This is a genomic window from Burkholderia sp. MR1-5-21 (assembly GCF_053427715.1).
Genome location: NZ_JBSAXD010000012.1, coordinates 104,222 through 116,863, shown reverse-complemented (window position 1 = coordinate 116,863; position 12,642 = coordinate 104,222). Strand labels below are relative to the sequence as shown.

Here is a 12,642-nt window from a genome sequence, read left to right as displayed (position 1 = left end):
CGATGGCCTGCATCGCCTGCTGTCTCGCCGTTGCGCCGGGTCTGGCGTCCCAAAGCGCGCACGCGGCTGCCGCGGCCCGGCACAAGCCCGCGCCCCCACCTTCTTCGCAACAGCTGAACACCGGGGATCCGCGTCGCTTCATGCATGGCGTGGGCGTGGCCGACGCCGGCAACGGCAAGCGCTGGATCTTCTTCAGCAGCTCGGGCCTCCCGCCGCGCGGCGCGTTGCCCGACGGCAACTGGCCGCATGACGTCTACGTCGGCGAATGGTCGCCCGGCAACGCGCACATGATGCATGTCCGCACGTTCATCAGCCGGCCCGAAGCGCAGGAGCCGGTGTCGGTCGCGCAGAACGATCGCGGCGACATCTTCGTCACGTTCGAGGACGGCTGGAACGCGCCGCAGGAAGTCAGCCAGCGGTACGGCGTCTATCGACGCAACCTGAAGCCGGTCAAGCCCTACCCGAACGACGTCGAGTCGGGCGGGCACTCGGGACACGTCGCCGCCGTCGGCGAGCGCTTCGTCGTTTTCTATTCCGCCGACTGGGTCGACGGCGGCGGCGTCGACAACCTCGGCACCGGCGGCGGTGTCTACCTGAAGACGTACGATGCAGCCGGGCGGATGCTGAACCACGTGTCCGTCGCGCCGCACAGCCGCGAATGGTGGCCCGTGATCGCGGGCTCGTCGCACAAGGCACTGCTGGTCTGGCAGAAGTTCATCACGGACAGCACGAACGCGACGCTCGACTATGCGCTGTTCGATCCGGCGACGGCGAAGCTCGACAAGCTCGGCGCGTTGAGCGACGCCATTCAGTACTACGTCTACTCGGTGGCCTACGTGCCCGCGATCGACCGCTACGTCGTCGTCGCCACAACGGCGGACGACCGCGGCGTCGCGATGCTGATCGACCAGGACGGCCGCCGCACGGCGACGCTGGATTGCCTGCCGGCGACGGTGCGCGAATCGGGCATCGGCGTCGCCGGCGCCAGCGCGTATGTGCCGACCCGCGACGGGCGGCTTCTGTCGCTGGACCTGTCGGCCGACAGGATCGCCGTGCGCGGCGTACAGCGCTCGCCGATTCCGTGGGGCGCGACCGGGATCGCCGGTTTTCCGGTCGGCGATACGACGATGCATTTCGTGTCGCTGACACCGGCGGGCGCACGGGAGGCCGATTTCGAACCGGGAGAGGCGACTGCGCTGGCCGATTCGGAAGAAGCCTGTTCGGCCGGGATCAGTCCACGTTGAAATGCACACGCACGTCCTGCCGGCTCTCGACAGGACGACCGTTATCCATTGCGGGGAAAAAGCGCCATCGGCGCAGCGTTTCGAGCAGGATCTGATTGAGCCGGGGGTTCGGCGTCGGCTTGACGAGGTCGATATCGAACGTGCCGTCCGCGTGAACGAGAAAGCGTGCGACCGCGACGGCCTGATAGCCCTGTTCACGCAGATCGTCGGGCAGCACGGGCAGCGGCTGCGACAGCAAGCGCGCCTGGGCGCTGCCCGACGCAGTCGAATGCGTCGCGGCGGATTCCGCGTGCGTCGCGGACGCGGCCCGCGCCTCGTCGGGCGCCGCATGCGACGCTTGCGATGGTGTCGGCGCGCCCGGTTGCTGCACCGGTTGCGCATCGTGCGGCGGCGTCGCCTCGATCCGCTTCACGGGCGTGGCAGGCCGGACCGGCGGCGGCGCTTGCCGTACCGGCACCGGCTTCGGCGGGACGCTGCGCAAAGGCGCCGCTTTCGGTTCCGCGTGCGTCGCGGGTGGCGCAGCCTGAACGGGTGGCGCGGGCGGCGGCAATTCGACCAACTGCATCTGAATGTTCTCCGGCGCACGCGGCGCCAGCTCGTTGCCCGAGAACAGCCGCATCGCATTGACGAGGAACGCGCCCCAGATCGCGGCGGCAAGCACGATCGCCACCGCGAGCCGGCCCCCGTTCCGCTCCGGTAGCGTGCCCGACATCGAACCGCGTCTAATCACGATGGACCGCGACGAGAAAATGCTCTGCCCCGGCCCGCTTCGCTTCGAGCATCGCCTGGACGACGACGCCATGCGCCGCGCCGTCATCCGCCGCGATCACGATGTCGTGATGGCGTCCGAGCCCGTGCGCGACGGCGTCGCCGACGCGCGCGAGCGGCACCGGCTGCCGGTCGATGAAGATCTGGTTCGCCCGGTTCACCGACAGCGTCACGGGCCGGTCCGCCTGCAGCTGCTGCGCGTGCCCGCGCGGCAGGTCGATGCCGACCGCGTCGAGGCGCTGCATCGCGAGCGACGTCAGCATGAACGTCGCGAGCAGGAAGAACATCACGTCGATCATCGGGATGATTTCGATGCGGCCGCGTTTCGACGTGCGGGAGCGGCGCAGTTTCATGACACCGCTCCCGCGCGCTCGCGCGCAAGGCGCAATTCGGCGAGCCGTTCGTTTGCGAACGATTCGAGCTCGTCCATCAGCCTGTCGACGCGACGCGAGAAATAGTTGAACGCGAACAGTGCGACCAGCGCGATCACGAGGCCGATCGCGGTCGCGACGAGCGCTTGCGCGATGCCGCCCGACACGCCCGCGGGACTCACGAGCCCGTCGCCGCCGATCAGCCGGAACGATCGCATCATGCCGACGATCGTGCCGAGCAAGCCGAGCAGCGGCGCGGCGGTGACGATCGTCTCGAGCAGCCACAGGCCGCGGCTCATGTCGCGCTCGATCTGCTGCGCGGCCGCATCGACCTTCGCTTCGACGTGCCACAGCGGCGCCGCGCCGTCGTTGAAGATCGCGGCGAGCCGCCGCATCACGTGTCCGTCCGGCAACGTGCGCGACGCGCCGCCTCGCCCGCCCCCGCCGGCGAAGCGCCAGAACGTGTACGCGCGATCCAGCATGATGGCGAGCGCGACGATCGCGAGCACGCTCAGCGGATAGACGACCCAGCCGCCGATGCGCAACGCGTCGGCGAAACCTGCCCATTCATTCATCGTGTGGCCTCGTGCAAGCCGGCAACCGGCAATCAGAAGTGTTTGGTCAATCCCGCATAGATCGCGCGCCGCGGGCCGTACTGCGGCGCGCCGACGCCGATGCCCGAGCCGTCACGCAACTCGTAGACGCGGCCGAACGTGTTGACGAGCGACACGCGCGCATCGAACTGGCCGACGATCGGCTCCTCGAAACGCTCGAGCACGCCGAGATTGATCTGCGCGTACCACGGCAGGCGGTCGGTGTTCGCGAAGCCCCGCCGCAGGCCGCTGCCGACGATGCCGTCGGCGCTGAACGTCGTCCTGCCGAGCGTGTACGCGCCGCCGAACGACGCGGTGATGCGCTGGTCGTGATCGAGGTAGACCCAGTTGTTCGCGATGTACGCGAGTTCGTCGGGCGTGAAGTTGAACTGCGCGGATTCGATGTTCTTGCCCTGCGCGCGGCTGTACGCGACGTTCAGGTACGCGGACACGTTGCCCTGCTTGTAGCTCGACGTGAACTCGAGCCCGTACACGCGGCCGTCCTGATAGTTGAACGGCGTGAAGATCAGCGCATTGCCGAACTGGCCTTCGTCGAGCAGGTCCGACACCTTCTTGTAGTACGCGTCGAGTCCGACGGTCACCGCGGACGTGAGCCGCTGCGTGATGCCGATATCGAAATAGTGGCTGCGTTCGGGCTTGACCGGATCGTTCTGCGCGCTCGGGCTCTGGTTCGTCGTCCCGGCGAAGTTGCCGATCGTCGAATCCGACACGAGCTCGAACGCCGGCGGCGTGAAATAGCGCGCGTACCCCGCGTGCAGCGTCGTCGACTCGGTCGCCTGATAGACGACGCCGATACGCGGACTCAGCTGGCCGGCCTGCACGTATTCGTTCATGCGGTCGTAGCGCAGCCCGTAGTTCAGCGTCAGCTTCGGCGTGATCTTCCACTCGTCCTGCGCGTAGAGGCTGAACAGATAGCCGGTCTTGTCGTGCGAATCCGGGATCGTGGTTGGCTGGTCCGTCAATGGGTTGCCGTTGGCGTCGACGGGGAAAACGGTGACGTCGTTGTCGAACACCGCATGCTCGCGCTCGAACATCAGGCCCGCGCGCAGCGTGTGGCGATCGTTCAGGCGGTACGTGAAGTCGGTCTGGACGCCGTTCGCGCGATTGCTGTGGAAATCGTCGGATGCGACGCCGTTGAAGATCAGGTCGCCGACCGGATCAGCGTTGAATTTCGTGCGCGTATAGCGCGTGAACAGCGCGACCTGATAGTCGAGCGCGCCGCCGTTCGTGCCCTGCAGCGCGAGCACCGCGAAGTTGTTCAGTTCCGCCTGCGTCTCGTTCAGCGCAGCCGAATCGAATGTCGATTGGCCGTTGAGCGTGAACGCGGGCGCGATCCCGGGCGTGTTCGGGATCTCGAACCGATTGCTCGTCGCGCCGAACATCAGGCTCGCGCGCGTGAGCGGATTCAGCAGCAACGACATGTAGCCGAACGCGTTCCCCTGCCGCGTGTGGTCGTGCAGCGGATTGCCGTTCGACGTCGGCGCCTCGATGCCGAGATTGTTCTCGCCGAGCGTGCCGGAGAAGTAGTAGCTGAACGGGCCGCTCGAGCCGAACACGTCGGCGCTCGTCTGGATCGTCTGGTGGCTGCCGCCATACACGTCGATCGTGCCGCCGTTGCCGGTATCGCCCGACTTCGTGCGGATGTCGACCACGCCGGCCGTGCGATAGCCGTATTGCGCGGGCAGCGCGCCGGTCACGAAATTCATCTGCTCGATGATCCGCGTGTCGAGCGACTGGCCGAAGCCGCTGATCGGCTCGGGGATGATGATGCCGTTCAGCCGGTATTGCAGGTTCGCGTGATCGCCGCGCACGTGGAGCTGGCCGAACGAATCGTAAGCGACGCCCGGCGCCTGCAGCAGCACCTGGTTGAGCGGCGTGTTGTCGCCTTGCGGCAGCGTGTCGATGTCGGCCTGCGAGAACCGGTAGACGCTCGCGCCGACTTCCGGCTGCAGCCCGTTGCGCGCGCGGTCGAGCCGTTTCGCGTTGACGGTGACGTCGAGCGTGCCGGCGTCCTTGCCGAGCTTGACGTCCAGCGCGGCGCTCGCCTGCCCTTCGGCCACCGTCGCGATGCTCGTGCCCGTCGCGTAACCGGGCGCGTCGACCACTGCCGCGTAAGTGCCGGGGGCGACGTGGTCGATCCGGAAGCCGCCGTCGGCTCCGGACTCGGCGTGCGCGACCGCGTGGCCGTCGGCATCCTGAAGCACGATCCGGGCATGGGCGAGCGCGTGTCCGTGGGCATCGGCCACCGTGCCGGCCACCGTGGCGCCGGCGTCGGCGGCGAATGCACCGGCAGGGGCGGCCGCGGTAAACGCCAGCATGGCGACCTGGGAAAGCAGTGAGCGATTGATTTTCATCGTGCGGTTCGGGGTGGGGATCGCTTTTTCCCGCGGGAACGCATTGAAAAATTGCGCCGAACCGGAATCGATATGATATAACATATCGCTTACAGCGCGCCCTTTTCCGTCGACGGGAAGGCTTCTGACCGGCATGAGCACGCTGAAAGGGCGCGTCGCGCCGGACGCCGCGATGATATAACATTGCATTCGCTCCGCACAATGTCCCTGTCGGCAGCGGGGCTGTGCCGGTCGTCCGCGCCTGTCGGCCGCCTTCACGGATCGCGCACCCGGTCTGTCGACATTGAACACCGGCCGGACGGCGCGTTACCGAACGGCATCGCGTTGTCGAAATCTCCGTTTGCGAGAACTAGACTATCTCCAATGGGCTGGCGGCATTGCGCCACGCTGCAGATCGAGGAGATACGCATGAGCACGTGCAACGAACCCCATCATGCGCAGCACGATCATCAGCATGGCCCGGGCTGCGGCCACACCGCCATCGTGCATGGCAATCACGTCGACTATCTGCATGATGGTCATCTGCACCATCCGCACGGGGATCACATCGACGAACACAGGATCGAGGTCAGCGCAAGGAACCCGGACCAGTGCACGCCGGGCTGCGCCGGCCATGAAGCCGGCCATGTCCACGGGCCTGGTTGCGGGCACGAAGCTGTGCCGCATGGCGATCACGTCGATTATCTGGTCGACGGACATCTCCATCATCCGCATGGCGATCATTGCGACGACCACGGGCCGGTGGACGTGGCCTGACGGCGTGTTCGCCCCGTCGACGGCTGGCCGGATGCCGAGGAAACGGCCGGTCGGATGATGTCCGACCCGCCGTCCCCCTCGATCAACCGTCCGCCTGCTGCGCGCTGCGCAACACGGCGCGCAGCAGCGCGTCCGTGGCCGCGGCCGCTCATTCCGGCGTGATCGCCTCGGCCTCGTCGTGGCTCAGCCCGTCGACGCACGGCACGAAGCTCATCCCGACCAGCGCGCGCGTGCGGTGCATGGGGGCGGGGTAAGCACAATTCCCGCAACAGAACCGCAATTGGGCGCCAGAAGGTAGCGCACCATCGCCGGCGGGCCAGCTTGCACGTGTCACTCCGTGTATATATGATATGCATATCACATATAGGAGAGCGCAATGGGCCGCATTCTGGTTGATCTGTCGGACGGCCAGCTCGACGACTTGGCCGTCATCGTCGAGACTGAGCATCGCCCCCGCGCCGCGATCATTCGCGACGCCGTCGATGCCTACATCTCGCAGCACAAGCGGTCGCTCGCCGACGACGTATTTGGCATCTGGAAAAACCGGGCTGTAGACGGACTCGCCTATCAAGAGGAACTGCGCTCGGAATGGTAAAAGCGTTATTCGACACCAACATACTGATCGATTATCTGGGCGGCGTTGAGTCCGCTCGAGCCGAACTGACACACTACGACTATCGCGCGATCAGCACGATCACGTGGATGGAAGTGCTGGTCGGCACGACAGCCAATGACGAAACCGCAATTCGGGCATGGCTTTCGTCGTTCGACGTCATCCCGCTAGACAGCACGGTCGCGAACCGCGCCGTGACGATCCGCAAGGAGCGCCGCATTCGGCTGCCAGACGCGATCGTATGGGCAACAGCACAAGTGAACGGTCTGTTGCTCGTATCGCGCAACACGAAGGACTTCCCGGCCACCGAGCCGGGTGTGCGTGTGCCCTACCAGATCTGATGAGCACCGCTTTGGGCATCACCGACGCGGATACGGCGATCTGCATAGAAATTCCCGATGCCGCGGATTGAAACAAGCAATTTCACAAACACAGGGTGAACCCGGATACTGGCGCTTCCTCATTCAACACCGCAACGAGCAAGGAAGCTGAAGATGCCGATCATCAACACCCAAATCAAGCCGTTCAAGGCAACCGCATACCACCACGGCGAATTCGTGCCCGTCTCCGACGAGAACTTCAAGGGCAAGTGGTCCGTCGTCGTGTTCTACCCGGCCGACTTCACGTTCGTCTGCCCGACCGAGCTGGGCGACCTCGCCGACCGCTACGCGGAATTCCAGAAGCTGGGTGTCGAAATCTACGCGGTGTCGACCGACACGCATTTCACGCACAAGGCCTGGCACGACACGTCGGACACGATCGGCAAGATCAAGTACCCGATGATCGGCGACCCGACGCTCACGCTGTCGCGCAACTTCGACGTGCTGATCGAGGAAGAAGGGATGGCGCTGCGCGGCACGTTCGTGATCAACCCGGAAGGCGAGATCAAGCTGTGCGAGATCCACGACAACGGCATCGGCCGCGACGCGGGCGAACTGCTGCGCAAGGTGCAGGCCGCGCAATACATCGCCGCGCACCCGGGTGAAGTGTGCCCGGCCAAGTGGACCCCCGGCGCCGAAACACTGACGCCGTCGCTCGACCTGATCGGCAAGATCTGACGACCGGCACCGTGCGCGTCGCGTGACGCGCACCGCAGCGGGCCACCATGCGGTCCGCTCCCCTCCTCCGGCATGACCTGCCCGACCCTGATCATCATTACGGAATCCGAAACGCCATGCTCGACGCCAATCTCAAGAACCAACTCAAAGCGTACCTGGAAAAGATCACGCGCCCGATCGAACTCGTCGCGTCGCTCGACGACGGCGCGAAGTCGCAGGAGCTGCTCGCGCTGTTGAACGAGATTGCGTCGCTGACGCCGCGCGTGACCGTAGTCGAGCGCCGCGGCGACACCGAGCGCAAGCCGTCGTTCTCGATCGGCGAGCCGGGCAAGCCCGCCGGCGTCCGCTTCGCCGGGATTCCGATGGGTCACGAATTCACGTCGCTGGTGCTCGCGCTGCTGCAGACGGGCGGCCATCCGATCAAGCTCGACGACGCGGTGATCGAGCAGATCCGCGACCTCGAAGGCGACTACGCATTCGAGACATATTTCTCGCTGTCGTGCCAGAACTGCCCGGAAGTCGTGCAGGCGCTGAACGTGATGGCGCTGATCAACCCGCGCATTCGTCACGTCGCGATCGACGGTGCGCTGTTCCAGGACGAAGTCGACGCGCGCCAGATCATGGCGGTGCCGACGATGTTCCTGAACGGCGAAACGTTCGGCCAGGGCCGCAGCAGCGTGAAGGAAATCCTCGCGAAGCTCGATACCGGCGCGAGCGCGCGTGCGGCGAAGGCGCTCGAGAACAAGCCCGTGTTCGACACGCTGATCGTCGGCGGCGGCCCGGCGGGCGCGGCGGCCGCGATCTATTCGGCCCGCAAGGGCATTGCGACCGGCGTCGTCGCCGAGCGCTTCGGCGGCCAGGTGCTCGACACGATGGCGATCGAGAACTTCGTGTCGGTGCAGGAAACCGAAGGGCCGAAGTTCGCGACCGCGCTCGAGCAGCACGTGAAGCAGTACGACGTCGACATCATGGACGTGCAGCGCGCCGAAGCGCTGATTCCCGGCGCCGTGCACGAGATCCGTCTCGCGAGCGGCGCGGTGCTGAAAGCGAAGACGATCGTCCTCGCGACGGGCGCACGCTGGCGCGAAATCAACGTGCCGGGCGAGCGCGAATACCGCAACCGCGGCGTCGCGTACTGCCCGCACTGCGACGGCCCGCTGTTCAAGGGCAAGCGCGTGGCGGTGGTCGGCGGCGGCAACTCCGGCGTCGAGGCGGCGATCGATCTCGCCGGCATCGTGAAGGAAGTCACGCTGATCGAATACGGCGCGCAACTGCGCGCGGACGAAGTGCTGCAGCGCAAGCTGCGCAGCCTGCCGAACGTGTCCGTCGTCACGCAGGCGCAGACCACCGAGCTGACCGGCGACGGCAGCAAGCTGAACGGCCTCGTCTACAAGGACCTGCGCTCGGGCGACGTGAAGCGCATCGATCTCGAAGGCGTGTTCGTGCAGATCGGCCTCGTGCCGAACACCGAATGGCTGAAGGGCACGGTCGAACTGTCGAAGCACGGCGAGATCGTCGTCGATGCGCGCGGCGCGACGTCGGTGCCGGGCGTGTTCGCGGCCGGCGACGTGACGACGGTGCCGTTCAAGCAGATCGTGATCGCGGTCGGCGAAGGCGCGAAGGCATCGCTCGGCGCGTTCGACCATCTGATCCGGCAGGATGTCGCGGTAGCCGAAACGCAGCCGCAAGCGGAGGAAGCGGTCGCCGCATAACGTCCGAAAGCGACGCAAGCACGCAAGTTGTCTCTCTTGGCCCCGCATGCCCTGGTCGGCGTGCGGGGTCCTTTTTCGTCCTCCGGCTGCAACGGGCGCTCGCCGCTACTGGAGGCCCAGCACGACGAGCGAATACTGCCTGACACTCAACGCGAACGTGACGACGTTGCCGTTCGTGCTGAACTGCACGGGCTGAAGCGAAGCGTCGCTGTTATCCGGCGAGCTGACGTTGACGGCCGTGACGCGCTTGCCGCCCGTCGGCGTCGCCGACACGTTGAAAGTCGTCGTCTGCACCCCAAACGCCCCCGACGCCGTGAACATGAAGTTCGTGAAATGCAGCAGCATTTCATTGCCGAGCTGATTCGCTTCGACATGAATGCGGCGGTCGGCGTCCGTCGTGACGACCGGCACGGCCGTGCCGGCCAGCGCCCCGACGATCCTGCCGGAATCCGCCTGCGATCCGTTCAGCAGATATTGCTTGCCGGGAAGATCGGAGAAATAGACCATGCGGCCGGCGCCGAACGCTGCCTGCGCACTGGCCGGCAACGCCCCGCCCTTGTGGAATCCGAGCACGTCGGCCAGCGCGAAATCCGCGCGCGCGTCGCCGAACTCGTTGAGCCCGGTCGGATTCGGACCCGTGATGACGATCGTGCCGCCGCCGTTGACGAACTGCCGGACGAGCGTCGCCTCATTATCCGAGACGGCCTCCAGATCGGGCAGCAGCAACGCCTTGATCCCCGTCAGGTCGGCTGCGCTGAAGGCCGGGCTCGTCACGACCGAAAATGGAACATGCGCGTGCACGAGCGCCTTGACCATGCCCCGGTACTCGCCGAGCCATTGCTGCTGATAGCAGCTGTCCGTGTCGGACGTGCTCCACCACTCCGCCGCGCCGCTCGGCTGGGCCGTCGTGCAATACAGCCCGTTGCCGATCGCCGGATTCACGTAGTCACGACTCGGGCTGGAATGGTAGAGCGCGACGTTCGCGAGCGGCGCCGCATCGAACAGGCGCGCGCTGTTCGCCTGCACGAACGCATACATCCGCGTGCGCATCGCGGCGCCGACGCCGACGGTCTTGCCGGGCACCTGCACTTCGTACGGATTGCAGCCCGCCGCGAGCACTTCCGCCATCACCTGCACCGCATCGTCCTCCTGCTTGCCGTAACTGAACGACCATGCCGGCTTGCCGCCGCTCGCGGCGCGCGCGTACTTGCACATCGAGATCAGGCAGATCCAGTCGTTCTCCTGCGCGTAGCGCATCGCGTCGCTGTTGCTCATCACGTCGATTTCCCAGACCTGCGTGATGCCGTCGGCCGCGCGCAAGTACGCGCCGTCCAGGCCGATCAGCGTGGCATCGTGGTAATCGCAGGTCACCGTCTCGACGAACAGCTGGATCGCGGGATTGACCGCGCGCGCGGCAGCGGCGATGTCGAGCTGGAAGTTGCTCAGGTTCCGGTGCCGCCATTCGACCCAGCGCCGGAAATACGGATCGTTCCAGTCCGCCACGGCGGGCAGGTCGAGGCCGGTATCCGCCTTGAACGCCGCCTTGCCCCAAGTCGACGCGTCGCTCCAGTCCACGGCGCCGTTGAAGTAGATCGGCACGTCGGGCCAGATCCCGTCGGTACCGGTCTGCGCGAGCAGCTTGATGCGATCGAGGTACGCCTGGCGCCACGGGCCATTGGGGCTCATCCACGCGCTCTCGTCGCCGGGGTCGACCCAGAACACGAGACTGCCGTTGAACACGTTCGGCTGGCCGTTCAGGCCGAGCTGCACCCAGTCCGGGTGCGTCTTGTACATCGACGGACCGTTCGCGCCGCCCACGCTGATCACCTCCAGCGACGGGTAATACCAGACGACTTTCAGCCCGGCTGCGTGAACCATCTGGTTGAAATGCGCGGCGTCTGCCATCGCCGCACTGAAATCGGTGTCGGTCATCCAGTTCGACAGCGTGGTATCGGTTTCCACCACGCTCACGTTCTGCGCGACCAGGCCGGCAATGATCGCCTGCAGCTCCGAATCGTCCGGGCCGGCGCCAAACGACGCGTCGGCCGCACGCGCATGCTGGCTCCAGTCGCTGAAGCCGCCTGCGGCGTACGCGTCGCGCGCACCGGCACTCAACGCGGCCGGCGTCACCAGCAGCACCCTCGACCACGCCGGAAACCGGCTGCCCAGCGCCAATGCCGCACTGCGCGCCAGGAAGCGGCGACGCGGCAGCAGCCTCGTTGCGTTCTTGTTCATTGCGTCTCCCGGTTCTCGCATCGGCCCGCGCAGGGCAGCCGGCGACGAGATCGCCGAACAGGGGCGCCCGCCACGTGCGCGAGAATCCGATCGGCGCAAAGGCCATGCCAGATGCGCGCCCCCGCATGACCGGCACGGCTTCGCAGCCCGCAACGCATCGGTTGTCACGGGGAAGCCGAGGAAAAATGTTTCACGATTGAGATGGAATCGCGCGCTGGCCGGCCGCTGCCTGCCGCTGCGCGCCGCACTGCAGCCGCCGGAAACGTTTCAGTCGTGTTTCCGCCGCGGCCGGGCGCGGAAATTTGCATCAGCGCTGATACGTGCGACTCGATACGAACGTCGCGCCGCTTACTCCGGAAACGGCAGCTCCGTCTGGCCTTCGGCGCGCATGCCGAAGGTATTGAGCGTCATCGCGACGAGCGCGTAGTAGCCGAGCAGCGCGACCAGGTTGACGACGACCGCATGACCGAAACGCTCTTCCGCGCATGCGAACGTCGCGTCGCTGACGCGCCGCGTGTCGTACAGCTCGGTCGCGAACGCGTAGATCAGCGCATCGTCGTCCGACTCGAACACGGGTTCGACGCCGTCCCGGATCGCTTCGGCGGTCGCGGCCGGCAGGCCGGCATCGAGCGCAATCGGATGATGAATGTGCCACTCCGCCTGCGAGCGCCAGCGCGCGGCAGTCACGAGAATCGCAAGCTCCGACAGGCGCAGCGGCAAGCCCGTGCGATAGCGGCAGAACGCGCCGAGCTGCTGCGCGTGCTGCGCGAGCTCGGGGCTCGCGATCCAGCCGAGGAACGGCCCGTTCAGGTTGCCGCGCGGGCCGCTGAGAATCTCGTCCAGCACGGCCTTCTGCGCGTCGGTCGCGGTCGTGGGGTCGAATGCGGGAAGTCTCGAAGTCATGGGTTGTCCGTTCG

General features: G+C 66.3%; 12 protein-coding genes. 5 read left to right on the top strand and 7 right to left on the bottom strand.

The genetic code is table 11. The features are described 5' to 3' along the window. The first annotated feature begins 2 nt into the window (after window positions 1-2). Window positions 3-1,244 (top strand): hypothetical protein, encoded by a 1,242-nt coding sequence (locus ACV229_RS18110; RefSeq protein ID WP_448084485.1) that lies wholly within the window; start codon window positions 3-5, stop codon window positions 1,242-1,244. Here the strand turns inward: ACV229_RS18110 and ACV229_RS18105 are convergent. The 5 genes from ACV229_RS18105 to ACV229_RS18085 form a co-directional block, all read right to left on the bottom strand. Continuing rightward, window positions 1,231-2,046 carry a TonB family protein gene (locus ACV229_RS18105; protein ID WP_448084484.1) on the bottom strand — a complete coding sequence of 272 codons (816 nt, stop codon included), beginning with the start codon at window positions 2,044-2,046 and terminating at the stop codon, window positions 1,231-1,233. The genes ACV229_RS18110 and ACV229_RS18105 overlap by 14 nt on opposite strands. Next, window positions 1,967-2,365, bottom strand: a complete 399-nt coding sequence (locus tag ACV229_RS18100) for an ExbD/TolR family protein (RefSeq protein ID WP_448084483.1) — start codon at window positions 2,363-2,365, stop codon at window positions 1,967-1,969. Before ACV229_RS18100 ends, ACV229_RS18105 begins: the two co-directional genes overlap by 80 nt. Beyond that, window positions 2,362-2,958 carry a MotA/TolQ/ExbB proton channel family protein gene (locus tag ACV229_RS18095; protein WP_448084482.1) on the bottom strand — a complete coding sequence of 199 codons (597 nt, stop codon included), beginning with the start codon at window positions 2,956-2,958 and terminating at the stop codon, window positions 2,362-2,364. Before ACV229_RS18095 ends, ACV229_RS18100 begins: the two co-directional genes overlap by 4 nt. Before the next feature lie 32 nt (window positions 2,959-2,990). Then, window positions 2,991-5,351, bottom strand: coding sequence for a TonB-dependent receptor (locus ACV229_RS18090; RefSeq protein WP_448084481.1), 2,361 nt, complete (start codon window positions 5,349-5,351; stop codon window positions 2,991-2,993). Window positions 5,352-5,705: 354 nt separating this feature from the next. Continuing rightward, window positions 5,706-6,050, bottom strand: coding sequence for a hypothetical protein (locus ACV229_RS18085; RefSeq protein ID WP_448084480.1), 345 nt, complete (start codon window positions 6,048-6,050; stop codon window positions 5,706-5,708). A 433-nt stretch (window positions 6,051-6,483) separates the two neighbouring features. On the opposite strand from ACV229_RS18085, the gene ACV229_RS18080 reads away from it, so the two are divergent. The 4 genes from ACV229_RS18080 (at window position 6,484) to ahpF (ending at window position 9,490) form a co-directional block, all read left to right on the top strand. After that, the gene (locus ACV229_RS18080) at window positions 6,484-6,702 is read left to right on the top strand and encodes a CopG family transcriptional regulator (RefSeq protein ID WP_448084479.1); all 219 of its coding nucleotides are present in this window, start codon (window positions 6,484-6,486) and stop codon (window positions 6,700-6,702) included. Beyond that, window positions 6,696-7,061, top strand: a complete 366-nt coding sequence (locus tag ACV229_RS18075) for a PIN domain-containing protein (protein ID WP_448084478.1) — start codon at window positions 6,696-6,698, stop codon at window positions 7,059-7,061. Before ACV229_RS18080 ends, ACV229_RS18075 begins: the two co-directional genes overlap by 7 nt. 153 nt (window positions 7,062-7,214) lie before the next feature. Continuing rightward, on the top strand, window positions 7,215-7,778 hold the full coding sequence (gene ahpC / locus ACV229_RS18070; protein ID WP_448084477.1) for an alkyl hydroperoxide reductase subunit C: 564 nt from the start codon (window positions 7,215-7,217) through the stop codon (window positions 7,776-7,778). Window positions 7,779-7,894: 116 nt separating this feature from the next. Continuing rightward, window positions 7,895-9,490 carry an alkyl hydroperoxide reductase subunit F gene (gene ahpF, locus ACV229_RS18065; protein WP_448084476.1) on the top strand — a complete coding sequence of 532 codons (1,596 nt, stop codon included), beginning with the start codon at window positions 7,895-7,897 and terminating at the stop codon, window positions 9,488-9,490. 105 nt (window positions 9,491-9,595) lie between these two features. Here ahpF and ACV229_RS18060 read toward each other — a convergent pair whose 3' ends face one another. Both ACV229_RS18060 and ACV229_RS18055 read right to left on the bottom strand, forming a co-directional pair. Then, window positions 9,596-11,725, bottom strand: coding sequence for a hypothetical protein (locus ACV229_RS18060; RefSeq protein WP_448084475.1), 2,130 nt, complete (start codon window positions 11,723-11,725; stop codon window positions 9,596-9,598). Window positions 11,726-12,073: 348 nt separating this feature from the next. Next, window positions 12,074-12,628, bottom strand: coding sequence for a carboxymuconolactone decarboxylase family protein (locus tag ACV229_RS18055; RefSeq protein WP_448084474.1), 555 nt, complete (start codon window positions 12,626-12,628; stop codon window positions 12,074-12,076). Between the last annotated feature and the right edge of the window lie 14 nt (window positions 12,629-12,642).